This is a genomic window from Dactylosporangium sp. McL0621 (genome assembly GCF_049995355.1).
GTDB lineage: Bacteria > Actinomycetota > Actinomycetes > Mycobacteriales > Micromonosporaceae > Dactylosporangium.
In genome coordinates this window covers 5,526,970-5,549,793 of sequence record NZ_CP188259.1, presented here as the reverse complement: position 1 = coordinate 5,549,793, position 22,824 = coordinate 5,526,970, and the positions used below count along the sequence as shown (strand labels likewise).

Below are 22,824 nucleotides of genomic sequence, written 5' to 3'. Positions count from 1 at the left end.
CAGGGACAATCGAGGAGGAGCGATGAGCACCAACACCAACCCCCTGCGGATCGTCGTCGGCTACGACGGGTCCGAGGAGGCCCGCCAGGCGGTGGAGTGGGCCGCGGACGAGGCCGAGCGCACCGGCGTGCAGCTGCAGATCGTCAACGCCTACCAGGTTCTGTGGCCGGGCGCGTACTACGCCACCTTCACCGAGCAGACGGGCGCCGCCCAGGAGGCCGCCCAGAAGCTCGTCGGCGGGATCGCCGAGCGGATCCGCGCCCGGGGCACCGGCATCGACGTCGTCGGCCTGAGCGTGGATGCGCCGCCCGCGTCGACCCTGCTGGACCTCGGCGACACCGGCGCCCGGCTGCTCGTCGTCGGCAACCGCGGCTCCGGCGGGCTGACCAACCTGTTCATGGGCTCGGTCAGCCAGCAGGTCGCCACGCACGCACGCGTCCCCGTCGCCGTCGTGCGCGGGCGGACCGCTGTGACGTACGGGCCGGTCGTGGTCGGGGTCGACGGCTCCGCCTCCGGCGAGGACGCGCTCGGCCTGGCGTTCGCGGCCGCCCGGGCCCGGGGGGTCGAGCTGGTCGCGATCCGCGCCCACCTCACCCCGGCTCAGCCGTCGCTGCCGGTGGGGGACGTCGAGGAGTACGAGCGGGCGGCGCTGGACGCGTCGCTGGCCCCGTGGCGGCAGCAGTACCCCGACGTCAAGGTCGAGGCCCTCGTCACCGCCGGGCGCGCGGCGAAGGTCCTGATCGGCGTCTCGCACACCGCCCAGCTCGTCGTCGTCGGCAGCCGCGGCCACGGCGGGTTCGCCGGCCTGCTCGTCGGCTCCGTCGGACAGCAGCTCATGCACCACGCCGAGTGCCCGGTGCTCATCGCACACGAGCGCCGGGACGCATGACCGATCGCCACCGCGCCGCCGCGGTGAAGGGAGCAGCGCGATGAGCACCGCATCCGAACAACCTGGCGCGGTGCCCGTCGCGCAGGATCCGCGGGAACCGGTCGGCCTGCTCATGCGGGACCTGCGCTGCGGTCCGCGCGGCCTTGCGCGGCCGACCGCCGGCGGCTTGTGTACGGCCCGAACGAGCTCACCGGCGCGGCGGACGGCGGTGGTGGCGCGAACTGGTGCGCCAGCTCGTCCATCCGCGCCGGGTGGACGACCGGCACGGGACCACTGTCCCCGAACGCGGGTCGCAAGACCCTGCCCGAAGGCCCGCGACGGAGATCAAATGATCTCAGGCGGTCGGATCTCCACCGCCGGCCCGTTCGGCGAAAGGACGACGACGATGTCCCGCACCCACGACGAGGTCGAGATCAACGTGCAGCTGCAGCCGGGGATGGAGCCGCAGATCCAGCGCTACGCCCGGGAGAAGGTCACCGCGGTCCTCGGTCACACCGCCCGGCCGGTGCTCTTCGCGCGGGTCCGGCTGGACCGGATCGCCAACCCCGCGGCCGTCCGGCCGGTGAAGGCCCGCGCGGAGATCGACGTCAACGGCCGGGTACTGCACGCCGAGGCGTGCGCCGACACCCCGTACGAGGCCCTCGACCTGCTGCAGGACCGCCTGCAGGCGCGCCTGGACCGGCGGGACACCCACGAACACCGGTAGCCGTCGAGGTGCGGCGGCGACATCTGGAGGAGGTCACGATGATGTGGCATCACTACTACGCAATGATGGGCTTCCCGATGGGCGGCCTGGTGCTGACGCTGCTGGTGTTCCTGGCGGCCGCCGGCGTGGTCGTCTACGCCCTGCGCCGCCCCGGTTCGCCGGACAGCGGCCGGGACGCCGCGGCGATCCTCGCGGAGCGCTACGCCCGCGGTGAGATCGACGATGAGGAGTACCACCGCCGCCTGAACCGCCTGCGCACGTCCTGACCCGGAAATACCGGCGCCGCCGCGGGACCTTCCCGCGGCGGCGCCGTGCGGGGCGGACGCCGCCGGGCACGCCCCGTCGGAGCGGACATGAATGTGCGGCGCGGACCGGTCGGGTCCGCGCCGCTGTTCGCACGTCGTTCAGGATTGTCCGGGGAGTCCGATGATGTCGGTACCGGAGCGGCGCACGGCCGGTGGTACCGGTTCGCTGTCGGGCACCGGCACGCCGAGACGCAGCGCGATCGCCGGGTGGCCCGCGCCGAGCAGGCGGCCCAGGGCCTGCCGTACCGGCTCGACCTCGATCACCTCGCTGATCGGCGACGCGGCCAGGCCGCGGGCGGTAAGCGTCAGCCAGACGTCCGACAGCGCCTCCCCGGCCGCGACCCAGTCCCGCGGCTCATCGCCGTCGATGGCCAGCACCACGTACACGGTCCCGCGGTCGCTGCCCGGGCCCGGGTCCAGCGCCGCCGGTACGGCCACGGCGAAGTCCCGGGGCGCGATCCGGCGGTCGGTGGGTCCGGTGACGCTGCGGGGCGAGACGCCGTCGCGGTCCGGCCGCGTGCGGGTGGTCCACTTCTGCACGTCGTCGCGCATCGCGGGGTCGGCGCGTTCGAACGCGCCGGCGTGGTCGACCGCGGCGGCCAGGGCGGCCAGCTGGTCGTAGTGCAGCAGGTGCAGGCGCACGCCGTGGCGTTCGGCGGCGAAGCGGAGCTCGGCGAGGATCGCGCCGGCCGGTCGGGCGTCGGCGAACGGGCGCCGGTCGGTGCGCCGGCGGTAGATGGCCCGGTACAGCAGGTCGTGCGGCTCGCACGGGGAGCCCTGCCGCACCTGGGCCACCAGATCCGGCCGGTGCCGGTCCGGCAGCACGGTGATGTCGGCCGCGTAGCCGGCGGCCAGCAGTGCGACCGCGGCGTGGTGCAGCGCGGTGCCGCAGCTGAGCAGCAGGAGGCGGCCGTGGGGGTCGAGGCCGTCCAGCCGGCGGGTGTGGTCGGCCCACAGCTCGCCGTGGTTGCCGGTCAGCCGCCAGCGCCAGGGCTGGGTGTTGAAGATGGACGGGGCGCGCAGGGCCGCGATCGACGCCTCCGCGACCTGGTCGATCTCAGCTCGTCCGGGGGTTGTCATGACCCGCTCCTTCCCCGCCGTAGTAGGCGGTCCGCATGATCTCGCGCAGGTCGGCCAGCATCGGCATGCGCGGGTTGGCCGGGGCGCACTGGTCGAGGTACGCGTTCATCGCCTGCTGCGGCAGCGCCTCCAGGAACGCCTGCTCGTCGACGCCGGCCGCTTGGAACGACGGCTCGATGCCGACGTCGGCGCGGAGCCGCTCCACCGCCCGGGCGTAGGACTCGACGCCCTCCTCGGGCGTGGCCGCGGGCAGGCCGAGCATCCGGGCGATGTCCTGGAAGCGCTCCGGGGCCACGTACCGCTCGTACTTCGGCCACGAGTTGAGCCTCGCCGGCACCTTGCCGTTGTGCCGGATGACGTGCGGCAGCAGCAGCGCGTTCGTGCGGCCGTGCGCGACGTGGAACGTCGCCCCGAGCGTGTGGGCCAGCGCGTGCACGATGCCCAGGAACGCGTTGCCGAACGCCATGCCGGCGATGGAGCCGGCGTTGTGCATCTTCTCGCGGGCCACCGGGTCGGCCGCGCCGCGGTGCACGGCCGCGGGCAGGTTCTCGAAGATCAGCCGGATCGCGTGCAGGGCCAGGCCGTCGGTGTAGTCGCTGGCGTACACGGACACGTACGCCTCGGTGGCGTGGGTGAGCGCGTCGAAGCCGCTGTCGGCGGTGACGGCCGGCGGCAGGTCGGCGGTGAGCACCGGGTCGACGATTGCGACGCTCGGGGTGAGGGCGTAGTCCGCCAGGGGGTACTTCAGGCCGGTCTTCGTGTCGGTGATGACCGCGAACGGCGTGATCTCCGCGCCGGTGCCCGAGGTGGTCGGGATGCACACCAGGCGGGCGAGCCGGCCGAGGGTCGGGAAGGTGAAGGCGCGCTTGCGGATGTCGAAGAACTTCTCCCGCATGTCGGCGAACTCGGTGCCCGGGTGCTCGTACAGCAGCCACATGACCTTGGCTGCGTCCATCGGCGAGCCGCCGCCGAGCGCGATGATCGTGTCCGGCCGGAACTGGTGCATCAGCTCGGCGCCGCGCTCGACGGTGGCCATCGTCGGCTCGGGTTCGATGTTGTCCAGGATCTGGACAGTGACCGGGTTCGCGCCGGCCCGCAGCGCCGTGCGGATCCGGTCGACGTACCCGAGCCGGGTCATCGTCGGGTCGGTCACGATTGTCACCCGGTGGACGTCGGGCATGTCGGTGAGGTACCGGATCGCGTTCGGCTCGAAGTAGATCTTCGGCGGGATCTTGAACCATTGCAGGTTGTTCGTCCGCCGCCCGACCCGCTTGATGTTGAGCAGGTTGACCGCCGAGACGTTGCCCGACACCGAGTTGCGCCCGTAGCTGCCGCAGCCGAGCGTGAGGGAGGGCAGGAAGGCGTTGTAGACGTCGCCGATCCCGCCCTGCGACGACGGCGAGTTCCAGATGATGCGAACGGCCTTCACGCGCCGGCCGTACTCCTCGGCCACATCGGCCGCGGCGGTGTGGATGACGGCGCTGTGGCCGAGCCCGTCGAGCTCGACCATCTCCTGGGCCAGGCGGAACCCGTCCTCCCGGGAGCCGGCCCGCAGTACGGCCAGGACCGGGCAGAGCTTCTCCCGGGTCAGCGGCTCCTGGGCGCCGACCTCGGCGACGGGCACGAGGATGACCGACGTGTCCTCGGCGACCGCGAACCCGGCCTGCGCGGCGATCCAGGCCGCGGACCGGCCGACGACGTCGGGGTTGACCCGCGGGCCGTCGCCGAAGATGAGCCGCTCCAGCCGCCGCTTCTCCTCGGGCGTGGCCACGTGCGCGTGCAGCCGCTCGAACTGTGCGAGAGCCTCCTCCTCGATCGCCTCGTCGAGGATGACGGCCTGCTCCGAGGCGCAGATCATGCCGTTGTCGAACGTCTTGGACACCACGATGTCGTGGACCGCGCGCACCACGTCCGCGCTGCGCTCGATGTACGCGGGAACGTTGCCCGGCCCGACGCCGAGCGTCGGCTTGCCGGCCGAGTAGGCGGCCCGGACCATGCCGCCGCCCCCGGTGGCCAGGATGACGGCCACGCCGGGGTGGGCCATGAGCGCCTGGGTCGCCTCGATCGACGGCTGCTCGACCCACTGGATGCAGTGCCGGGGCGCGCCGGCGGCCACGGCGGCGTCGCGCACGATCCGGGCCGCCTCGGCGCTGCAGCGCTGGGCCGACGGGTGGAAGGCGAAGACGACCGGGTTGCGGGTCTTGAGCGCGATGAGCGCCTTGAACACCGTCGTGGAGGTCGGGTTCGTCACCGGCGTGACGGCGCAGACGACGCCGACCGGGTCGGCGATCTCGACGATGCCGTCGATCTCGTTGCGCGCCACCACCCCGACCGTGCGCAGCCCGGCGAGACTGTGGGCGATGTGCTCGGAGGCGAAGACGTTCTTCACCGCCTTGTCCTCGAACACGCCGCGGCCGGTCTCCTCGATGGCCAGCTCGGCGAGGCGGCCGTGCGCGCTCAGGGCGGCCACCGACGCCTTCTTCACGATGTGGTCGATGCGTTCCTGGTCGAGTCCGGTGTACCCGTCCAGCGCGCCCAGCGCCCGGAGAACCACGCGGTCGATCGCGGCCGCGGTGTCCTCGACACTCAGCTCGAGCTCGGCGGGCGTCGGGGCAAGCGTCCCGGTCACCGTCATCACATCCCTTCTCGGCGGCACGGATCGGTCGATCCACCTTCGATCGTTCGCCCTGCCGGCCCGGCCCCCCAGGGCCACCGGTCCCGCGCGGTTCCGCCTTTGGTCCCGAACCCCGGCCGCGGCCGGACCGGCCCCCGGGATCGGGACTATCGGCCCTGTCCGCGTCGGGCCGAATCCGCCACCGTCGGAGGGGCATCCGCCGCTGGAGGTGACGACACCATGTCCGAGCAGCTGTCGGACCGGACGACCGCCGCGTGCCTGCACGCCGCCGTCGCCGCACCCTCGATGCACAACACCCAGCCGTGGCGGTTCCGGTTCGACGGGTCCGGGTTCGACGTGTACGACGACGCCGAGCGCGCCCTCCCGGCCACCGATCCCGCGGGCCGCGCCCTGCACATCAGCGTCGGGGCGGCCGTGTGCAACCTGCGGCTCGCGCTCGCCGCCGACGGCTGGGTCTCGCGGCTGGAACGGCCGGCGACCGCCGGCGGGCCGGTGCGCGTGGTGCCGGTCGCCACCCGCGATCCGAGCCCGGACATCGAGGCCCTCGCCCTGGCGATCAACCGCCGCCGGACCAACCGCGGCCCCTACGACGACGCCGCCGTGCCCGGGGCCGTGCTCGAGGCGCTGCGCCGGGCCGCCGCCGGCGGGAGCACCCGGCTCGTCGTGCTCGACCCGGTGCGCCGCGGCGCGGTGCTGGCCATCACCCAGGCCGCCGATGCCTGGCAGCGGACCGATCCGCGGTACCGGCGGGAGCTCGCCCGGTGGACCAGCGAACGCGGCGACCGGCGCGACGGCGTGCTCGCCCCCTGGTTCGGGCCCCGCGCGACGACCGCGGGCCTGCCGCTGCGGGACTTCGGGCTCGCGCTGCCCCGGCTGTCGCGGGAGGCGGCCCGTTTCGAGCGGCACCCGACGCTCGTCGTCCTGCACGCCCGCGGCGATACCCCCGAAGCCTGGCTCGACGCCGGTGGTGCCCTGCAGCGCGTGCTGCTCACCGCCACCCTGCACGGCCTGGCCGTCCAGCCGATGACCCAGGCGCTCGAGGTGGCACACCTGCGCCGGATGCTCGCCGCGCCCGGCGGGGTCTGGCATCCGCAGATGATCCTGCGCGTCGGCTACGGCGGCCCCGTCGAGGCGAGCCGCCGACGGCCGCTGCGAACGTTCCTGCTGCATTCCCATCGGAGGGAGAACCCATGCGAACGGTGAGCGAGACCGAGTTCGGCCACATCCTCGGCGCGCTGCCCGGTGTGCCGAGGATCGTCGCGAGCGGCAACTTCGCCGCGCCGGCGCGGCTGCTGGCCATCGCCGACGCGAGCATCGCCGAGTTCCGGCTCGTGATGCTCAACGCCCAGCCCGGCATCCCGGACCGGGAGGGCGTCGTCCACGAGACGTCGTTCGTCGGGCCGGGCATGCGGGGTGGTGCGCGGCTGCGGTACTTCCCCTGCCGCCTTTCGCTCGTCCCCGACCTGCTGCGCCAGCGCCTCGTACCGGACGTCGTCCTGCTGCACACGTCGCCGGCCTCGGGCGGCGCGGTGAGCCTCGGCGTCGAGGTCAACGTGCTGCCCGCCGCGGTCGAGGCGGTCCGCGCCCGCGGCGGCATCGTCGTGGCCCAGGCCAACCCGCACATGCCGGTCACGTACGGCGACGCTCAGCTGCCGGTCGAGGCGGTCGACTACCTCGTCGAGGCCGGGGAGCCCCTGGCCACGCACGCCCCGGCCGCGCCCGACGCCACGTCGCGGACCATCGGCGAGCGGGTGGCGGCATTGGTACCGCAGCAGGCCACCCTGCAGCTCGGCATCGGCGCCATCCCCGACGCCACCCTCGAGGCGCTGCGGCACCGGCGCGGGCTGCGCGTCTGGTCGGAGATGTTCACCGACGGCGCCCTGGCCCTGGAGAAGGCCGGCGCGCTCGACGCCGACACCCCGGTCACCGCGTCGTTCTGCTTCGGCTCCGAGGAGCTCTACGACTGGATCGACCGCAACCCCCGGGTGCGGATGCTGCGCACGGAGAAGACAAACGATCCGGCCGCGATCGCCGCGCACCCGGGCCTCATGAGCATCAACAGCGCCCTGCAGGTCGACCTGTTCGCCCAGGCCAACGCGAGCCGCGTCGGCGCCCGGACCCACTCCGGCTTCGGCGGTCAGACGGACTTCATCGTCGGGGCGATGCACTCCGCGGGCGGCCACGCGATCATCGCGCTGCGCTCGTGGCACCCGAAGGCGGACGTGTCGGCGGTCGTGCCGCTGCTGTCCGGGCCGGTGACGTCGTTCCAGCACAGCTACATCGTCACCGAGCAGGGTACCGCCCAGATCTGGGGCCGCGACTCGGTGGAGCAGGCGCAGGAGATTCTCGACCACGCCGCCCACCCGGGCGTGCGCGACTCGCTGCTGGACGCGGGACGGCGCCTGGGTCTGCCCCTGCGCTGACGCCGTCCCGGCCCTTCAGAACATGACCGGCGCCTGGTACGGGCGCGCCTCGTCCTCGAGCACCGCCGACAGGTGGCTCACCACGTCGACCACGCCGTCGATGCGCTCGATCCGGCGGGTCAGCGACGGGATGACGGAGGCGCGCTCGACCTGGCCCAGCAGCGTCACGACGCCGTCATCGACCTCGGCCCGCAGCTGCGTGGCCTCCACGCCGGGCAGGCCGTCGGCGGCCTCGGCGAGGATGTCGCGGTGGATGGCCTCGTCCGTGCGCAGAAAGACCTTCAGCAGATCGCGGCGTGTCACCATGCCGACCAGCCGGCCGAGGTCGTCCACGACGGGCAGCCGCTTGAGCCCGGCCGCCTCCATGATCCGCGCCGCGGCCGGCAGTGACGCGCCACCCGTGATCGTCACGGCCGGCGCGTGCATCAGGTCGCCGGCCGCGGTGGCGTGCGCCTTGCCGCGCGCCTGGCGGGTGTGCCGGGCCTCGAACAGCCGGACCCGGTCGTCGTCGCCGGCGAACTCAATCTTCGCCATCAGGTCGGCCGACGACACCACCCCGACCACCCGGTCGAAGGCGTCGACCACCGGCAGCGCGTTCACCCCGTGCGCCTCGAGCAAATCGACGATCTCCTTGAACGGTGTGTCCTCCTGGACCGACACCGCGCCGACGGTCATCACGTCGGCAACGTCCCAGCGGCTCATCACAGGCCTCCTTCGCCCGGTAGTCCGATCGTCACGGTCCGAACGTATGACCGCCCGGCGCGCCCGCACAGGGTCTAACGGCACGTGCCGGGCGAGCCGTAGGCCCCTGGTTGCGGCGGCGTGGGCGTGCGACGTTCGAGGCAGATCCGAGCGGATGCGGGAGGCGGCCATGAACGGCATCGACGAAGTGATCGTGGGCATCGACGGCACCGCGGCCGGTGATGCGGCGGTGAGCTGGGCCGCGGACGAGGCGGTGAGCCGCGCGGCCCGTCTGCGAATCGTGTACGTCCGGTCCGAGGAGCCGGTCGCCGGGTCGTACGTCGAACGGGTGGCCGAGGCGACCCGCGCGCGGCACACCGGCCTGCCCGTGACCGCCGAGGTCGTCGCCGGTGGCGCGACCGAGGTGCTCACCCGCCTGGCCCGCGACGCCGAGCTGACCGTCGTCGGCTGTCACGAGCGCACCGCCCTGGCCGAGGCGCTGCACGGCGCCACCGGCACCCGGGTGGCGATGCGCGCGCCCGGCCCCGTCGCGGTCGTCCGCGGCCGCCCCGACGCCGAGGGCCCGGTCGTCGTCGGCGTCGACGGCTCGCACCACGACAACCGGCTGCTGGCCGTCGCGTTCGAGTTCGCGGCCCGGCGCGGCGCCGAGGTCGTGGCCGTCCGCGTCCTGGCGCCGCCGGCCGCGCCGTGGGGCATCGGCATCCCGCCGCTGGTCCCCAACGCGATACAGGGCCGCACGAACCTGCTCCAGGATCTCACCGACGACGTGCAGCGCTGGCACGACAAGTACCCGACGGTGCCCGCCACGGCCCGCGTGCCCGGCGGCGACCCGGCCGGTGTGCTGCTGGACGCGTCCGGCGAGGCGCGGCTGCTCGTGCTCGGCGGCCGGCCGCACGGGCCGGCGTCGGCGCTGCTCGCCGACTCGGTGGGCCACCGCCTGCTCTACCACGCCGCCTGCCCGCTGCTGTTCGTGCATACATCCGTGGTTTGAGACTTCGACGCGCACCCACGCGGCGAGTTCCGGCTCAACCTTCAACCGTTGTTACAGCGGTACGATCCGCATGTATGACGTTTGTTCCGGACTCCTGTGAGCTGCTCGCGTTCGGCGAGCCGACGCACTTCGAAGAGGCCTTTCCCCGCAAGCGCAACGAGCTGTTCGCCGAGCTGGCCGGGCGCGGCTTCCGCACGATCGCGCTCGAGATCGACCGCGTGGCCGCGCTCATCGTCGACGACTACGTGCGCGACGGGGTCGGCGACCTCGAGACCGTGCTGCGCGACGGGTTCTCGCACGAGTGGGGCCGGCTGGAGGCCAACCGCGAGCTGGTCGTGTGGATGCGGGAGCACAACGAGGCCCGGCCGCCGCACGAGCGGCTGTCGCTGCAGGGCTTCGACGCGCCCACCGAGAACATGAGCGCGCCGAGCCCGCGCGGCTACATGGAGTACACCCGCGGGTATCTGGGCTTGAAAATCGGCATCGACGGGCTGGCCGGCGACGACGAGCGGTGGTCGCGCACCGAGGCCGTGCTCGATCCGGCGATGTCGCCGGGCGCCACCCCCGAGGCCGGGCGGCTGCGGATGATCGCCGACGACATGCTGACCGAGCTGCACATGCGCGGGCCGGAGCTGATCGCGGCCACGTCCGCCGCGGCCTGGCGCCGGGCGCGGATCCGGCTCACGGCCGGAATTGCGCTGCTGCGGTACCACCGCGCCTGCGCCGTCGCCGACCCCGACCGCAGCACGCGGGTCTCGCGGCTGATGGCCGTGCGCGACGTGCTCATCGCCGAGAACCTGCTCGACCTGCGGGACACCCCGGCCTTGCTGTTCGGCCACAACTCCCACCTGCGCCGCGGCCCGAGCCGCTGGGCGATCGGCGACCTGGAGCTGGTGTGGAGCGGCGCCGGCTCGATCGTCGCCCCGCTGCTGGGCGAGCGGTACCACGTCATCGCCGGCAGCCTCGGCTCGAGCGCGGCCAAGGGTCTCGGCGCGCCGGACCCGGACACGTACGAGGGGCGCCTGAGGCCGGGCCTGACCGAGGCGGCCGCGGTTCCCGCCGCCCGCACCCGCACCGACGTCGAGCCGCGGCAGGGCTACCTGCCGCTGGACGCCGAGACCATCGCCGGGGTCGATGCGATCCTGCACATACCATCGTCACCGTGATCGAGCGGGTGGTGGATGGTCTCGTCGGCGTCTCCGTCGAGGGCCTCCTGGACGTGACGAAGGCCGTGACGATGATCCTCGCCCTGCCGCAGGCGGCGGCCGGGCGCGTCGACGCGCTCGCCGTGCCGAGCGGCCAGGGCGAGCACTGGCGCCTGGCGCACGCGATCCGGCTGTGGGAGGCGGGCCCGCACCTGCGCCGGCTGCTGCTCGCGACGACCAACGCGGCCGAGGCCACGTACGTCGAGCTGACCCTCGACCACCTGCGCGGCCTCGGTCTGCGCCGCACCGGGGGCGTGCACATCCAGCCCGAGCCGGCGGCCCACACCGGCGCGCAGGCGGTGTGGATCGCCGAGCAGGTGCGGGCGCACGGCCTCGCGAGCCTGGCGCTGGCCGTGTCGCCGTACCACCTGCCGCGCGCGTACCTCACGGTCCTCAGGGAGCTGGACCGCGCCGGCGTACGCATCCCGTTGATCCCGGTCCCGGTGGCGGTGGCCCCGCACCGGCGCGTCCCGGAGACCGGCGCGACGGCGTACGACCTGGTGCCGGGCGAGGTGCAGCGCATCCTGACGTACGCCGGCGAGGGCCGGCTCGCGACGCCGGCGGAGCTCGCGGACTACCTGCGCTGGCTCTGGGACACCCACGAGTCCCTGCTGCTGGGCGGGGCGTGACCGGCTCAGTACAGGTACACGTCCACGAGAAACGCCGCCAGCCCGGCCAGCATCGACAGCGCGACGACGCGGCGGGCCGGCGCGGTGGCGTGGGCACCGAAGCCCAGGACGATGGCGGTAACGGCAATGGTGAAGACCCCGGAGCCGGTGTCCTGCCAGCTGGCCGGCATGACGGCGATCGGGGCGTCGGTGAAGAACGTGGCGGCGTGGGTGGCGCGCAGGATCGCATTCCAGGCGATCGGACCCGCGAAGGCGCCCACGGCCGCGCCGGCCCCGGCCGGGAGCCGGGCACCCCGGTCGGCGGCCGCCACCAGGAGGCCGCCGAACAGCGCGGACAATGCTGCGCCGTAAAGAATCGCCGTCCAGCTGATCATGCCGCGGCCTGCGCTGTCCGACGCCGGCAGTGCTCGTAGAGCGCGTCGTAAACGAACAGCCCGCGCTCCAGCAGGCGCTGGTCCTCGGTCTCGACGTCGGCGCCGGCAGCGCCGATCGCGCGCACCGCCGCGCCGGACGGATGGGACCCGACGATTTCGGCTTCGTGGTCGATGAACCGGCGGATGAGCCAGGGACAGGCGATCCGGTCGACCTTCGGGCGTTCTCGTGTGACCCACTGCATGGCGGCACCTCCCGCGGCGGCAACCCCGCCATCCTACCGCCAATGTAACCGTGGTTGCATTAGGATGACCGGAAGAGGGTGTGGGCATGCGGGCGGACGCCGAGGACGGGCCGGTGGCGGTGCGGGATGTGGTGCCGCTGCGGCAGGCGGTGCGTGCGTGGGCGCTGATCTCGCTGCAGACGTTCGGCGGCCCGGCCGGGCAGATCGCGGTCATGCAGCGGCACCTCGTCGACGAGAAGCGGTGGATCGGGCAGCGGCGCTTCCTGCACGCGCTGAACTACTGCATGCTCCTGCCCGGACCTGAGGCGCAACAGCTGGCGATCTACGTCGGCTGGCTGCTCAACGGCACCGCCGGCGGGCTCCTCGCCGGCACCCTGTTCGTTCTGCCGGGCGTGCTGGCCCTGCTCGCACTCTCGATGGTGTACGTCGGATTCGGCACGACGACCGTGGTCACGGCGGTGTTCGCCGGCCTCGGCCCGGCCGTGGTGATGATCGTGGCCCAGGCGGTGTGGCGCGTCGGCCGGCGGGCGTTGCACAACCGGGTCCTCGTCGGCTTCGCCGCGGCGGCGTTCGCCGCCCTCGCCGTGTTCGGGGTGCCGTTCCCGATCGTCATCGTCGCGGCGGCCGTCGCCGGATGGGCCCTGCACCGGGTCCGGCCGGGCCTCGTCGCGGCGAGCGGCCACGCGGAACGGGCAGACGGGCCGAGTCCCCTGATTCCCGACGACGCCCTGCACCAGGCGCCGCCGTCCGGCCGCCGGACGGCGATCATCCTCGGCGTGGGCCTGGTCCTGTGGTCCGCGCCACCGGCCGCGGCCGCGGCCCTCGGCGGGCCCGGCAGCGTGCTCACCCAGCAGGGAGTGTTCTTCTCCGGCACCGCGGTGGTCACCTTCGGCGGCGCGTACGCGGTGCTCGCCTACGTCGCGCAGCGGGCGGTCGAGCACTATGCATGGCTGTCCAGCGGCGACATGGTCCACGGCCTGGCCCTCGCCGAGACGACTCCCGGCCCGCTGATCATGGTGGTGCAGTTCGTGGCGTTCCTCGGCGCCTACCACCACCCCGGCGGCCTGAACCCCTGGCTGGCCGGCGTCCTCGGCTCGCTGCTGACCACGTGGGTGACGTTCGTGCCATGCTTCCTGTTCGTCCTGCTGGGCGCCCCCTACGTGGAGCGGCTGCGCGGCAACCACGCCCTGTCCGCGGCGCTGACCGGCATTACGGCCGCGGTCGTCGGCGTGATCGCAAACCTCGGCCTGTACTTCGCGCTGCACACCCTGTTCGCCGCGAACCGGGCCATCACGGCCGGCCCGGTGCACGCTGTGGTCCCGGAGCTGGGCTCGCTGCGCCCGGCCGCGCTGGCGGTCGCCCTCGTGGCCGGACTGCTGGTGTCTCGGCCTTGCCGCCGGTCTCGCCGGCTTCGCGGGTTCCTGAAGTCCTGCTTGTGATGTAACCATGGTTACCGAGAGTCTGAGGTTGTCCCGGTGGAGCTGAGACCCATGACACACGGCGAGTCACACCCGCAGCCGGCCGCGGCCGCACCGGGCGGGCGGGTGGTGCTGTTCGTCTGCCCGCACGGCGCGGGGAAGAGCCGCATCGCGCAGGCGTACTTCGACGCCCTCCACGTCGGCGGCTGGCGCGCCGTCTCGGCCGGCACGCGGCCGCAGGCCACCGTCAGCGCCCACGCCGCGCGGCTGCTGGCCGGCACCCGGGCCGCCGCCGCGCTCGACGCCGGGCTGCCGCGGCCCGTCTCGGCGGTCCCGGACCCGGACCTCGTCGTCGCGATCGACTGCGACGAGCCCCCGATCCCCGGCGCGGTCAGCTGGCGGCTGCGGCACCAGGCGTTCGACACGCCGCTGCGTGACGAGATCCACGACCTCGTCACCGCGCTCGCCGCCGAGCTGACGGCACGCGGGACGCGCTCGTGAGCGCCGTCGGCGCGGGGCAGTGGGTGCTGCTGTCGTACCGCATCCCCCGGGAGCCCTCCAGCCCGCGCATCGCGGTGTGGCGCAAGCTCGACCGGCTCGGCGTCGCCCGCATCGGCGACGGCCTGGTCGCCCTGCCCGCCGACGCCCGCACCCGCGAACAACTCGACTGGATCGCCGAGGAGATCACCGACGCCGGCGGCACCGCCGCCATCTGGCTGGCCACCCCCGCGAGCACCGACCACGAACGCGACCTCGCCGCAGCGATGCAGCACGCCCGCGCCGCCGAGTACCGGTCCGTCCTGACCGCCGCCGCCCGGGCCGCCGCCGAACCTGCGGCGGAGCGAGCCAGAACCGCACGACGGCTGCGCGACGAACTGCGCCGCATCGACCGCCGCGACTTCTTCCCACCGGCCGACCGCGATCTCGCCCACGCCGCCGTCGCCGCCCTCACCACCGAAACGCACGGCACCACCGCGCCGGACAGCACCACGGCACCGGACAGCACCACGGCCGAGATGCCAACCGGCCGAGGTCGCCGGAGCCGGCCATGAGGTGGGCCACCCGCGCCGGCGTACACGTCGACCGCGTCGCCTGCGCCTGGCTCATCCGCCGCCACATCGACCCCGACGCCGAGTTCCACTTCGTCGACCCGGGCCAGACCGCCCCCGACGACGCCACCGCCTTCGACATGCGCGGCGCCGAGCTCGGCCACCACGGCGGCGACTGCAGCTTCGAGACCATCCTGCGCCGGTACGAACTCACCGACCCCGTCCTGTGGAAACTCGCCGAACTCATCCACGAGGCCGACCTCGACGACGAACGCTTCGACGCCCCCGAAGCCGCCGGCCTCGACGTCATCCTCCGCGGCCTGTCCATGCTCAACGACGACCAGGAAATGCTCCGCGTCGGCGGCGCGATCCTCGACGGACTCCACGAGTACCACCGCCGCCGGCTCCTCCTCGGCCGCGAACCCGCCTGACCGGACCCCGCGTCGCTGTCGCCGTCGAACGCGTCCCACCCCTGCTACGGCCGCGTTCAGTACCTGAACGTTGCGACCAGACCGGACAGCTCGGTCGACATGCGGGCGAGCTCGTTGGTGGCCTGCTGGGACTCGGTGACGCCGTGGCTGGTGACCCGCGAGGCCTCGGCGACGCCGGTGATGTTGGCGGCGATCTCGCCCACGCCGGAGGCGGCCTCGGCGACGCTGCGGCTCATCTCCGACGTCGTGGCGGTCTGCTGCTCGACCGCGGAGGCGATGGTCGTCTGGTAGTCGCTGATCCGGGCGATCACCTGCGAGATCTGCTCGATGGCGTTTACCGCGCCGCCAGTGTCGGCCTGGATCGCCTCGACCCGGCGGGCGATGTCCTCGGTGGCCCGGGCCGTCTCCTGGGCCAGGTCCTTGACCTCGGAGGCGACGACCGCGAAGCCCTTCCCGTCGTCCCCGGCCCGAGCGGCCTCGATCGTCGCGTTGAGCGCCAGCAGGTTCGTCTGCTCCGCGATCTGCGTGATGACCTTGACGACGTTGCCGATCTCGGCGGAGGACTCGCCGAGCTTGCTCATCGTCGACGACGCCGCGGCCGCGGCGGCCACCGCCTCGACCACGACCCGCGCGGCCTCGGAGGCGTTCTGCGAGATCTCCCGGATCGACGCGCCCATCTCCTCGCTGCCGGACGAGACGGTGTCGACGCTGCGCGAGACCTGTTCGGCCGCGGCCGACACGGCCTGGGCCTGCACCGAGGTCTCCTCGGCCGACGACGAGATCTGCGTGGTGACCCCCGACATCTGCTCGGCCGCGCCGGCCAGCGAGGTCGCCGAGCCGTCGATCGTCAGCACCGTCTGGCGCAGCCGGGCCAGCGCGTTGTCCAGCGACCGGCCCATGCGGCCGGGCTCGTCGTCCGACGCCAGGCCGGTGGTCGCGGTGAGGTCGCCGCGCTCCAGTGCCTCGCACACCGTCCGGACCCGGTCCAGGGCCCGGATGACGCCCCGGGCGACGATGAGGCCGAACGCCAGGGCGAGGACGATGCCCACCGCCAGCAGGACGATCGAGATGGTACGGCTGCGCTGGTAGGCGCTGCGCGCGGACGCGGCCGACTTCGCGGCGTCGGCCGACTCGGCCGAGAACAGCGCCGCGATGTCCGTGTTCATCGTCGTGAGCAGTGGTGCGATCTCGGTGTCCCGGGTGGTCTGCCAGGACACATGTCGTTGGCCGCCCCGGCCACGAGCTGCTTGGTCCTGGCGATCTGCACCCAGGTCCGGTACTTGGACATGAGCTCGTCGATCAGCTTCGGCTCGCCGGCCGGGCCGGTGCCGCGGTAGGCCGCCACCGCCGCCTCGAAGTTGCTCAGGTCCTGCAGGAACGAGTCGGTGTACTTGGCGACGGTCGGCGCGTCCTGGGAGACGGCCTGGTTCGCCAGGTCGATGCGCGCCTGGTAGAAGGAGCCCCGGATCTGCGCGATCGCGGTCACGCTGGCCACGTTGTTGGAGTAGATGCGCTGCGCCATCGCGCTCGCGTTGGACAGCGCCACCAAGCCGGTGACGCCCACCGCCAGCGCGACCGCCGCGGCGACGCCGATCGCGGTGAGGATCTTCAGCCGGACACTGAGATTGGCGAACCAACCGCGGGAAGCTGCAGCCACCGGAACCTCCACGGCGCCCGTAGTCTCAGCTCACCCCACGGTACAAAAGCGGATCTTCCTCGCGGTACAAATCCCCAAATCTAGGGGCTGTATCGAAGTGGGGGTCGGAGCGAGGCGAGGCTCAGGCGTCGGCTGGGGCCGCGCCGGGCGCGCCCCGATACCGGGGTTGTATCGGGGTGACCGCTACGGTTCCCGGCGGCGTCTGAGTCCGCCGCAGCCCGGCCATCCACTTCGATACAGCCCCTAGGCGGCTCGCAGGCCGGCCAGGAGGATGTCGAGGTAGCGGTCCTCGGCGCCGGAGTCCGCGCCCGCGGCGACCGCGTGCTGCAGACCGCAGATCAGCCGGCGTACGTCGTCGGCGGTGACGTCCGGCCGGATGGCGCCGCCCGCGCGGGCGCGGGCCAGGATCGTCTGCACCGCGCCGCCGAGCTGGGTCGTCAGGTCGGTCGTCGCGGCCAGGCACGCGGGCTGGGCCGAGGACAGCACCGCGGCCAGGGCCGGATCGTCGCGCAGCAGGCGCAGGCCGTTGCGCAGCAGGGCCGCGAAGCCGGCCGCGGGGTCCGGGTCGGCCGCACCCGCCTCGGCGTCCGCGACAAGCGTGCCCAGGCTCTCGGCCGCGAGGGCCTCCAGCAGCGCCTGGCGGTTCGGGAAGTGCCGGTACGCGGTGCCGACGCCCACCCCGGCGTCCTTGGCGATCGCGTTCATCGGCAGGTCGAGGTCGCCGCCGCGGACGCGCTCGCGGGCCGCGGCGAGCATCTGGCCGCGCACGCGGGCGGAGTCTGCGCGCAAGGTCACACTTAGAGGATAACTCATCCGCTGCGTGCTACCGTTCGGATCGCAGCGGATAATCTATCCGCTCCCGACGAGGGGACGGCATCATGGACCAGACCGGACGTACCGCAATCGTCACCGGGGCCGGCAGCGGGCTCGGCCAGGTCGTCGCGCGGCAGCTCGCCGCGCGCGGGGCGCACGTCATCGCGGCCGTACGCAACCCGGCGCGGGCGGCCGAGTTCGAGGCGTGGCCGCTCGACCTGCTCGACCTCGACTCGGTACGCGCGTTCGCCGCGCGGGTGCACGCCGAGGGCCGCGAGATCGACGTGCTCGTCAACAACGCCGGCATCGGCAACCGGCCGCGGGAGCTGAGCCCGCAGGGCTTCGAGAGCACGTTCGCCACCAACTTCCTCGGCCACTTCGCGCTCACCGGCCTGCTGCTCGACCGGATGCGCACCGACGGCCGGGCGCGGATCGTGCATGTGGGCTCCAACTTGTACCGCCACATGAAGAAACTGGATCTGGACGACCTCGCGGCCGAGCGCGGCTTCTCGAAGGGCCGCGCCTACGTCGGCTCGAAGCTCGCCACGCTCGTGTTCGGCCTCGAGCTCGACCGGCGCCTTCAGGCCGCCGGGCGCCCGATCCGGAGCCTCGTCGCGCACCCGGGCCTGGCCGACACCCCGATGAACGCGAACCTGCCGAGCCGCGCCGGCCGCGCCTTCATGGCCCTGGCCAAGGCGGCGATCGGCCGGCCCGCCGAGCGCGGCGCGATCCCGCTGCTCTACGCGGCCACCGACCCGGGCGCCCGCGCCGGCGTCTTCCTCGGCCCGCACCTGCGCCGGTCCGACGACACCGTCTACGCCGACCCGATCGTCGCGCCCGCGACCGACCCGGCCCTCGCCGAGCGCCTGTGGCGCGTCGCGCAAACCGCGACCGGCGTCGATATGCGGCTCGATCTGCAGCTATCGTGAGTCACCATGGACGCGGCCCTGCAGAAGCTGCTCGACGAGCTGTACGCCGACGGCGTCGCGTTCGACGCGACCCAGAACGACCGCCTGCTGACCCGCCGCAACCTCGAGCCCGCGAGCGCCGGGCTGCTGTGGTCCCTCGCGCAGATCACGGGCGCGCGGGAGGCGGTCGAGATCGGGACGTCCAACGGGTACTCCACGATCTGGCTCGCCGACGCGCTGGCCCGCACCGGCGGGCGCCTCACGAGCGTCGACGTGACCCCCGACCCGGCCGCCGATGAGAACCTCGTGCGGGCCGGGCTGCGCGAGAGCGTACGGCTGCACCGGGCCGACGGCGGGCAGTACCTCGGCAGCCTGCCCGACGCGGCCGTCGACCTGCTCTTCCTCGACGCCGAGCGGACCGAGTACCCGCGCTGGTGGCCGCATCCCCTGCGTGTGCTGCGCCCCGGCGGCCTGATCGTCATCGACAACGTCCTGTCCCACCCGGGCGAGGTCGCCGCGTTCCTCTCGCTGCTGCGGGACGAGCCGGCGCTGAGCGGCCGCACCGTCGACATCGGCAAGGGCCTGCACCTGGCGTGGCGCGTCGGCTGAGTGCCGCGCGGGCCCGCCCGGCGCTCGGCCGCACGGCGCCGTGTGATCGCGCGAGGTACAGCCTGCACTACCCCGATCGGCCAGTACGCTGCATCGCCGCCGGGCGTGTTCGCTCATAGCGTTCGATGTATGCCAACGATGACACGCAATCGCCGAATGATCCTGGTGGCGGCCGGCGCGTCGGCCGTGCTCGCCGGGGCCGGAGCCGCCGTGCCCGCCGCGTTCGCGGGGCCCGCTCGGGACACCGCCCAGCAGCAGCTCGACCACCTCGTGCAGGCCGACGGGTTCCCGGGCGCGCTCGCGTCCGTCCGCGGGGCCGACGGGCGCGTCCGGGAGTACACCTCCGGGCGTGGGGTCCCGGCCAACGGGCAGGTCCGCATCGGCAGCAACACGAAGACCTTCACCGCCGTCGTCGTGCTCCAGCTCGTCGGCGAGGGGAAGATCGACCTCGACCAGACGGTCGAGCACTACCTGCCCGGCATCGTGCGCGGCAACGGCAACGACGGGGCCCGCATCACCGTGCACCAGCTGCTGCAGCAGACCAGCGGCCTGCCCGACTACGACGACGTCCTGTTCACCAGGCCCGAGGACCTGGTCGGGCTGAGCCACGCGTACTTCGAGCCGCGCCGGCTCATCGACGCGGCGCTCACGAAGCCGCCGGGCTTCGCGCCCGGGACGCAGTGGGAGTACAGCAACACGAACTATGTCCTCGCCGGGCTCATCGCCGAGCGGGTCGCCCAGCGGCCAATCGGCGAGGAGATCACCCGGCGCATCATCGAGCCGCTGCGGCTGCGCGACACGTACTGGCCGGGCGTCGGCGAGCAGCGCCTGCGGGGCCGGCATCCGCAGGGGTACGTCGCCGTCGCCCCCGGCGCCCCGTGGGTCGACGTCACCGAGATGGACCCGTCGCTGGGCTGGTCGGCCGGGCAGCTGGTCTCGACCCCGGCCGACCTGCGCGCGTTCCTGGAGGCGCTCGTCGCCGGAAAGCTGCTCGAGCCGGCGCAGCAGAAGGCGATGATGACCACCGTCCCGGCGGCCGCCTTCGAGCCGACCGAGCACTGGGACTACGGTCTCGGCCTCGCCCGCCACGCGCTGCCGTGCGGCGGCGACGCCTGGGGCCACGGCGGCGACATCCAGGGCTTCGAGACGCGCAACCTCGTCACCACGGACGGCCGCAGCGCCGTGGTCGCGGTGACCGGCCTGCCCACGACCGAGCAGATGGTCGCCGACGTGTCGAACGCCGTGGACGCGGCTCTGTGCTGAGTCACCGCTCGGCGTAGGGATCGGCCCACTCGTACCGGTCCGGCTCATCGAGGCGCTCCAGCTGGCGGGGGGTCAGCTGGAGCGCCACGCCGTCGAGGGCCGCGTCGAGTTGGTGGAGCTTGCTGCCGCCGAGCATCGGGCGCAGGCCGCGGCTCAGCAGCCAGGCGAGCACCACCTGGCCCCGGGCCGCGCCGGTCTCGGCGGCGACCGCGTCGAGGGCGGCGAGCCGGGCCGTGTTGCCCGGGTGGTCGTACACCGCGGGGATGGCCTTCTCCGGGTTGTCGTAGGCGCCGGAGAGCAGCGGCGTGTACGCCCACACGTCCATCCCGTGCTCGGCGGCGTGGTCGGCCTGCTCGTCGCTGAGCACGCCGAAGCGGTGCACGACGCCGGGTGGGAGCGTTCCCGGCCGCGGGCGCAGGTAGGACGCGTTGAGCTGGAGCGCGTCGAACGGCGTGGCCCCGATCGCACGGGCGTGCGCACGGCCGCGCTCGACCAGCCACGCCGGGAAGTTCGACACGCCGAACCGGTCCGCGGCCAGGCCCGCGAGCGCCTCCACGGTCTCCTCGATCGGCACCGACCGGTCCTCCCGGTGCAGCCACAGCAGGTCGACCCGGTCGATCCCGAGCCGGTCGAGACTGCCGGCGAACGCATCGTGTACCGCCGCCGCGGAGAGCCCCTCCCGGCGCGCCGGCCACGACCCGGGCTCGATCGGCTCGGCCCCGAGCTTGGTGGCGATCCGGACCCGCGCCCGCACGCCGGGCCGGGCCGCGAGCCAGCGCCCGAGCACCCGCTCGCTGCCGCCGCCCCGGCCGTCGGCACTGGCCCAGAACGCGTAGCAGTCGGCGGTGTCGATCCACACGCCACCCCGCTCGACGAACCGGTCCAGCAGCGCGAACGATGTCGCCTCGTCGATGGTGGTACCGAACATCATCGCCCCGAGCACGAGCGGGGACGGCGTCGCGTCACTCATGCGGCCGACCCTGCCACCTGGAGCGCACTCCAGGTCAAGCGCGCGGTGTCTACAGGTGCGGAAGATGGATCGGCGGCGGGACGGCGTGCTGGATCCGATCGCGCACGGCGTTGCGCGCGCGCTCGGACGCTTCCGGCGAAGTGCCGACGGCACACACCGCGATCCAGGTACCCCCGCCGTTCTCGTACGGAGCGACGGTGACGGTCACGACGCAGTCGCCCCGTCCGCCGATCGCGAGATACGGCTCGTCGGTCGTCCACACCTCGAAACGCTCCCCCTGCAGGGCCTGCAGGGCGAGATACCGGCACAGCTCCGCCGGGTCGCCCCGGTCGAACGTCCCCCAGTTGGTGATCATTTCAGCGCCGTCCCATCGTCCGGTACCCAGAGTTCGGCCACACGGTCCGCGAGGTCGGCGACGCACAGGTGGTCCGGCCGGCCGTGAACCTCGGGATGCACGAAGCGCCCGCGGTCCCCGGCGGGCTTCTCCTCCTCGACGACGATCCGGTTGGCCCGCGCGAACGGGTCCTGCCGCACCCCCGTGAGCTGCCAGCTGACCTCGAGGCCCGGCTCGCCGCCGCCGATCCGGAACCGGTTGTCCCGCATCTTCGCGGCGATGTAGACCGGCGCGTGGCGCCCGATGCAGGTCAGCTGGTACCTGAAGTCGGTGTTCAGCGCCTCGCACCACTCCGGCAGGAGCACCGTGGCCTCGCCCCGCTCGTCGAGCTCGACGAGCCCGTCGTAGATGTTCTTCATGTCCGTCGACTCGACGCCGGAGTGGTTGAGGTACTTGTTGTCCGGGTCCAGCGGATGGTCGATCCGGAACGCGAGGGCGCCCTTCGTGAGCGTTCCCGACACCTTCACGTCGCCGCGGAAACTGCCGGCGATCGGCCCGCTGGCCAGGATTCCGATGTTGGTCCCGGCGAAGACGCCACCGGCGGCGCCGTTGCCCCAGACGCCGTAGTTGCCGTTGCTCTTGCCGACCACGCCGTGCACGGAGCCGCTCTCGCCGTACACGCCGTAGCCGCCCGCGCTCACGCCCTGCACGCCGTTGCCGTTGTTCGAATGGCCGGCGACCCCCGGGCCCCCGCGCCCCCCGCCGGCGTTGTCGCCGTACACCCCGCTGGCGCCGGAGTTGCTCGTGTACCCCGCGACCCCGTTGAGCGCGCCGCGGCCCAGCACCCCGTCCGATCGGCTGCTGGTGCCCAGCACGCCGGGGTCGAACTCGCCCCGTCCCTCGACCCCGAGGTTGCCGATCCCCAGAACTCCGTGGTTCAGCCCTTCCGCGCGGATCGCGTCGCCGCCCCGGTTCGAACCGCCCGGTGCGAACACATGAATTCCGTCGGCCGAGCCGCCGACGTCGTTGATCTTCAGGACGAAGTCGTTCGTAAAACTCTCATACGCGCTGTGCCCGACGATCTCCGTGCCGTTGTACGCCTGGTTGGTGCTTTCCAGCGAAAGGTCCGACACTCCCACCACCTCTTCTCGACGCCCGTACCGAGCCTGGACCCGGCCGGTGGGTCACGAT

At 73.3% G+C, this 22,824-nt stretch carries 26 protein-coding genes; 15 read left to right on the top strand and 11 right to left on the bottom strand.

Annotated features, from left to right (window positions below; translation table 11 throughout):
- Nucleotides 1–22 precede the first annotated feature (22 nt).
- The 3 genes from ACPPVO_RS26165 (at nt 23) to ACPPVO_RS26155 (ending at nt 1,861) form a co-directional block, all read left to right on the top strand.
- Nucleotides 23–889 carry a universal stress protein gene (locus ACPPVO_RS26165; protein ID WP_426513788.1) on the top strand — a complete coding sequence of 289 codons (867 nt, stop codon included), beginning with the start codon at nt 23–25 and terminating at the stop codon, nt 887–889.
- A 328-nt stretch (nt 890–1,217) separates the two neighbouring features.
- Nucleotides 1,218–1,595, top strand: a complete 378-nt coding sequence (locus tag ACPPVO_RS26160) for an HPF/RaiA family ribosome-associated protein (RefSeq protein WP_426513787.1) — start codon at nt 1,218–1,220, stop codon at nt 1,593–1,595.
- Between the two features lie 38 nt (nt 1,596–1,633).
- Nucleotides 1,634–1,861: an SHOCT domain-containing protein gene (locus tag ACPPVO_RS26155; RefSeq protein WP_426513786.1), complete on the top strand. Its 228-nt coding sequence runs from the start codon at nt 1,634–1,636 to the stop codon at nt 1,859–1,861.
- Between the two features lie 138 nt (nt 1,862–1,999).
- Here ACPPVO_RS26155 and ACPPVO_RS26150 read toward each other — a convergent pair whose 3' ends face one another.
- Together ACPPVO_RS26150 and adhE are read right to left on the bottom strand one after the other, a co-directional pair.
- Nucleotides 2,000–2,980, bottom strand: coding sequence for an Acg family FMN-binding oxidoreductase (locus ACPPVO_RS26150; RefSeq protein ID WP_426513785.1), 981 nt, complete (start codon nt 2,978–2,980; stop codon nt 2,000–2,002).
- Complete coding sequence (gene adhE / locus ACPPVO_RS26145) at nt 2,958–5,615, bottom strand: bifunctional acetaldehyde-CoA/alcohol dehydrogenase (RefSeq protein WP_426513784.1); 2,658 nt, start codon at nt 5,613–5,615, stop codon at nt 2,958–2,960. Before adhE ends, ACPPVO_RS26150 begins: the two co-directional genes overlap by 23 nt.
- Before the next feature lie 219 nt (nt 5,616–5,834).
- Between adhE and ACPPVO_RS26140 the strand changes: the two genes are divergently transcribed.
- Both ACPPVO_RS26140 and ACPPVO_RS26135 read left to right on the top strand, forming a co-directional pair.
- Entirely contained in the window at nt 5,835–6,818 is a 984-nt protein-coding gene (locus ACPPVO_RS26140) for an Acg family FMN-binding oxidoreductase (protein ID WP_426513783.1), read from the top strand.
- Entirely contained in the window at nt 6,806–8,038 is a 1,233-nt protein-coding gene (locus ACPPVO_RS26135; protein WP_426513782.1) for an acetyl-CoA hydrolase/transferase family protein, read from the top strand. Before ACPPVO_RS26140 ends, ACPPVO_RS26135 begins: the two co-directional genes overlap by 13 nt.
- Nucleotides 8,039–8,053: 15 nt before the next feature.
- On the opposite strand, the gene ACPPVO_RS26130 is transcribed toward ACPPVO_RS26135, so the two are convergent.
- Nucleotides 8,054–8,740, bottom strand: coding sequence for a CBS domain-containing protein (locus tag ACPPVO_RS26130; RefSeq protein ID WP_426513781.1), 687 nt, complete (start codon nt 8,738–8,740; stop codon nt 8,054–8,056).
- 169 nt (nt 8,741–8,909) lie between these two features.
- Between ACPPVO_RS26130 and ACPPVO_RS26125 the strand changes: the two genes are divergently transcribed.
- The 3 genes from ACPPVO_RS26125 to ACPPVO_RS26115 all read left to right on the top strand — a co-directional run bounded on the left by ACPPVO_RS26125 (nt 8,910) and on the right by ACPPVO_RS26115 (nt 11,565).
- Nucleotides 8,910–9,731: a universal stress protein gene (locus ACPPVO_RS26125; RefSeq protein WP_426513780.1), complete on the top strand. Its 822-nt coding sequence runs from the start codon at nt 8,910–8,912 to the stop codon at nt 9,729–9,731.
- Nucleotides 9,732–9,805: 74 nt separating this feature from the next.
- Entirely contained in the window at nt 9,806–10,897 is a 1,092-nt protein-coding gene (locus ACPPVO_RS26120; RefSeq protein ID WP_426513779.1) for an erythromycin esterase family protein, read from the top strand.
- Nucleotides 10,894–11,565 (top strand): hypothetical protein, encoded by a 672-nt coding sequence (locus ACPPVO_RS26115; RefSeq protein WP_426513778.1) that lies wholly within the window; start codon nt 10,894–10,896, stop codon nt 11,563–11,565. Before ACPPVO_RS26120 ends, ACPPVO_RS26115 begins: the two co-directional genes overlap by 4 nt.
- A 5-nt stretch (nt 11,566–11,570) precedes the next feature.
- Here the strand turns inward: ACPPVO_RS26115 and ACPPVO_RS26110 are convergent, their stop codons facing one another.
- Together ACPPVO_RS26110 and ACPPVO_RS26105 are read right to left on the bottom strand one after the other, a co-directional pair.
- Nucleotides 11,571–11,939 carry a hypothetical protein gene (locus ACPPVO_RS26110; RefSeq protein ID WP_426513777.1) on the bottom strand — a complete coding sequence of 123 codons (369 nt, stop codon included), beginning with the start codon at nt 11,937–11,939 and terminating at the stop codon, nt 11,571–11,573.
- The gene (locus ACPPVO_RS26105) at nt 11,936–12,181 is read right to left on the bottom strand and encodes a chromate resistance protein ChrB domain-containing protein (protein WP_426513776.1); all 246 of its coding nucleotides are present in this window, start codon (nt 12,179–12,181) and stop codon (nt 11,936–11,938) included. The genes ACPPVO_RS26110 and ACPPVO_RS26105 overlap by 4 nt, the downstream gene beginning before the upstream one ends.
- Before the next feature lie 86 nt (nt 12,182–12,267).
- Between ACPPVO_RS26105 and chrA the strand changes: the two genes are divergently transcribed.
- Genes chrA through ACPPVO_RS26085 form a run of 4 tightly spaced genes read left to right on the top strand, consistent with a single transcriptional unit; the run spans nt 12,268 to nt 15,079 of the window.
- Nucleotides 12,268–13,620 (top strand): chromate efflux transporter, encoded by a 1,353-nt coding sequence (gene chrA, locus ACPPVO_RS26100; RefSeq protein WP_426513775.1) that lies wholly within the window; start codon nt 12,268–12,270, stop codon nt 13,618–13,620.
- A gap of 51 nt (nt 13,621–13,671) precedes the next feature.
- Entirely contained in the window at nt 13,672–14,100 is a 429-nt protein-coding gene (locus ACPPVO_RS26095; RefSeq protein ID WP_426513774.1) for a hypothetical protein, read from the top strand.
- On the top strand, nt 14,097–14,651 hold the full coding sequence (locus ACPPVO_RS26090) for a Chromate resistance protein ChrB (protein WP_426513773.1): 555 nt from the start codon (nt 14,097–14,099) through the stop codon (nt 14,649–14,651). Before ACPPVO_RS26095 ends, ACPPVO_RS26090 begins: the two co-directional genes overlap by 4 nt.
- Entirely contained in the window at nt 14,648–15,079 is a 432-nt protein-coding gene (locus ACPPVO_RS26085; RefSeq protein WP_426513772.1) for a chromate resistance protein ChrB domain-containing protein, read from the top strand. The genes ACPPVO_RS26090 and ACPPVO_RS26085 overlap by 4 nt, the downstream gene beginning before the upstream one ends.
- Before the next feature lie 56 nt (nt 15,080–15,135).
- Here ACPPVO_RS26085 and ACPPVO_RS26080 read toward each other — a convergent pair whose 3' ends face one another.
- From ACPPVO_RS26080 to ACPPVO_RS26070, 3 genes are all read right to left on the bottom strand, one after another.
- Nucleotides 15,136–16,245 (bottom strand): methyl-accepting chemotaxis protein, encoded by a 1,110-nt coding sequence (locus ACPPVO_RS26080; RefSeq protein WP_426513771.1) that lies wholly within the window; start codon nt 16,243–16,245, stop codon nt 15,136–15,138.
- Nucleotides 16,242–16,736, bottom strand: a complete 495-nt coding sequence (locus tag ACPPVO_RS26075; protein WP_426513770.1) for a Tar ligand binding domain-containing protein — start codon at nt 16,734–16,736, stop codon at nt 16,242–16,244. Before ACPPVO_RS26075 ends, ACPPVO_RS26080 begins: the two co-directional genes overlap by 4 nt.
- Nucleotides 16,737–16,979: 243 nt before the next feature.
- Nucleotides 16,980–17,531, bottom strand: a complete 552-nt coding sequence (locus tag ACPPVO_RS26070) for a TetR/AcrR family transcriptional regulator (protein ID WP_426513769.1) — start codon at nt 17,529–17,531, stop codon at nt 16,980–16,982.
- Nucleotides 17,532–17,614: 83 nt separating this feature from the next.
- Between ACPPVO_RS26070 and ACPPVO_RS26065 the strand changes: the two genes are divergently transcribed.
- The 3 genes from ACPPVO_RS26065 to ACPPVO_RS26055 all read left to right on the top strand — a co-directional run bounded on the left by ACPPVO_RS26065 (nt 17,615) and on the right by ACPPVO_RS26055 (nt 20,329).
- Entirely contained in the window at nt 17,615–18,478 is an 864-nt protein-coding gene (locus ACPPVO_RS26065; protein ID WP_426513768.1) for an SDR family NAD(P)-dependent oxidoreductase, read from the top strand.
- A 6-nt stretch (nt 18,479–18,484) separates the two neighbouring features.
- Nucleotides 18,485–19,066, top strand: coding sequence for an O-methyltransferase (locus ACPPVO_RS26060; protein ID WP_426513767.1), 582 nt, complete (start codon nt 18,485–18,487; stop codon nt 19,064–19,066).
- A 138-nt stretch (nt 19,067–19,204) separates the two neighbouring features.
- Nucleotides 19,205–20,329 carry a serine hydrolase domain-containing protein gene (locus tag ACPPVO_RS26055; RefSeq protein WP_426513766.1) on the top strand — a complete coding sequence of 375 codons (1,125 nt, stop codon included), beginning with the start codon at nt 19,205–19,207 and terminating at the stop codon, nt 20,327–20,329.
- A 1-nt stretch (nt 20,330) separates the two neighbouring features.
- Here ACPPVO_RS26055 and ACPPVO_RS26050 read toward each other — a convergent pair whose 3' ends face one another.
- Genes ACPPVO_RS26050 through ACPPVO_RS26040 form a run of 3 tightly spaced genes read right to left on the bottom strand, consistent with a single transcriptional unit; the run spans nt 20,331 to nt 22,766 of the window.
- Nucleotides 20,331–21,299: an aldo/keto reductase gene (locus ACPPVO_RS26050; RefSeq protein ID WP_426513765.1), complete on the bottom strand. Its 969-nt coding sequence runs from the start codon at nt 21,297–21,299 to the stop codon at nt 20,331–20,333.
- A gap of 49 nt (nt 21,300–21,348) precedes the next feature.
- Nucleotides 21,349–21,654: a hypothetical protein gene (locus ACPPVO_RS26045; RefSeq protein WP_426513764.1), complete on the bottom strand. Its 306-nt coding sequence runs from the start codon at nt 21,652–21,654 to the stop codon at nt 21,349–21,351.
- Nucleotides 21,651–22,766: a hypothetical protein gene (locus ACPPVO_RS26040; protein WP_426513763.1), complete on the bottom strand. Its 1,116-nt coding sequence runs from the start codon at nt 22,764–22,766 to the stop codon at nt 21,651–21,653. The genes ACPPVO_RS26045 and ACPPVO_RS26040 overlap by 4 nt, the downstream gene beginning before the upstream one ends.
- Nucleotides 22,767–22,824 lie beyond the last annotated feature (58 nt).

Excerpts from the sequence above, each read along its gene's own strand:
- ACPPVO_RS26165 (WP_426513788.1), top strand. The coding sequence starts at position 23 with ATGAGCACCAACACCAACCCCCTGCGGATCGTCGTCGGCTACGACGGG.
- ACPPVO_RS26160 (WP_426513787.1), top strand. The coding sequence starts at position 1,218 with ATGATCTCAGGCGGTCGGATCTCCACCGCCGGCCCGTTCGGCGAAAGG.
- ACPPVO_RS26155 (WP_426513786.1), top strand. The coding sequence starts at position 1,634 with ATGATGTGGCATCACTACTACGCAATGATGGGCTTCCCGATGGGCGGC.
- ACPPVO_RS26150 (WP_426513785.1), bottom strand. The coding sequence starts at position 2,980 with ATGACAACCCCCGGACGAGCTGAGATCGACCAGGTCGCGGAGGCGTCG.
- adhE (WP_426513784.1), bottom strand. The coding sequence starts at position 5,615 with ATGACGGTGACCGGGACGCTTGCCCCGACGCCCGCCGAGCTCGAGCTG.
- ACPPVO_RS26140 (WP_426513783.1), top strand. The coding sequence starts at position 5,835 with ATGTCCGAGCAGCTGTCGGACCGGACGACCGCCGCGTGCCTGCACGCC.
- ACPPVO_RS26135 (WP_426513782.1), top strand. The coding sequence starts at position 6,806 with ATGCGAACGGTGAGCGAGACCGAGTTCGGCCACATCCTCGGCGCGCTG.
- ACPPVO_RS26130 (WP_426513781.1), bottom strand. The coding sequence starts at position 8,740 with ATGAGCCGCTGGGACGTTGCCGACGTGATGACCGTCGGCGCGGTGTCG.
- ACPPVO_RS26125 (WP_426513780.1), top strand. The coding sequence starts at position 8,910 with ATGAACGGCATCGACGAAGTGATCGTGGGCATCGACGGCACCGCGGCC.
- ACPPVO_RS26120 (WP_426513779.1), top strand. The coding sequence starts at position 9,806 with ATGACGTTTGTTCCGGACTCCTGTGAGCTGCTCGCGTTCGGCGAGCCG.
- ACPPVO_RS26110 (WP_426513777.1), bottom strand. The coding sequence starts at position 11,939 with ATGATCAGCTGGACGGCGATTCTTTACGGCGCAGCATTGTCCGCGCTG.
- ACPPVO_RS26105 (WP_426513776.1), bottom strand. The coding sequence starts at position 12,181 with ATGCAGTGGGTCACACGAGAACGCCCGAAGGTCGACCGGATCGCCTGT.
- chrA (WP_426513775.1), top strand. The coding sequence starts at position 12,268 with ATGCGGGCGGACGCCGAGGACGGGCCGGTGGCGGTGCGGGATGTGGTG.
- ACPPVO_RS26095 (WP_426513774.1), top strand. The coding sequence starts at position 13,672 with ATGACACACGGCGAGTCACACCCGCAGCCGGCCGCGGCCGCACCGGGC.
- ACPPVO_RS26085 (WP_426513772.1), top strand. The coding sequence starts at position 14,648 with ATGAGGTGGGCCACCCGCGCCGGCGTACACGTCGACCGCGTCGCCTGC.
- ACPPVO_RS26080 (WP_426513771.1), bottom strand. The coding sequence starts at position 16,245 with ATGAACACGGACATCGCGGCGCTGTTCTCGGCCGAGTCGGCCGACGCC.
- ACPPVO_RS26065 (WP_426513768.1), top strand. The coding sequence starts at position 17,615 with ATGGACCAGACCGGACGTACCGCAATCGTCACCGGGGCCGGCAGCGGG.
- ACPPVO_RS26060 (WP_426513767.1), top strand. The coding sequence starts at position 18,485 with ATGGACGCGGCCCTGCAGAAGCTGCTCGACGAGCTGTACGCCGACGGC.
- ACPPVO_RS26055 (WP_426513766.1), top strand. The coding sequence starts at position 19,205 with ATGACACGCAATCGCCGAATGATCCTGGTGGCGGCCGGCGCGTCGGCC.
- ACPPVO_RS26050 (WP_426513765.1), bottom strand. The coding sequence starts at position 21,299 with ATGAGTGACGCGACGCCGTCCCCGCTCGTGCTCGGGGCGATGATGTTC.
- ACPPVO_RS26045 (WP_426513764.1), bottom strand. The coding sequence starts at position 21,654 with ATGATCACCAACTGGGGGACGTTCGACCGGGGCGACCCGGCGGAGCTG.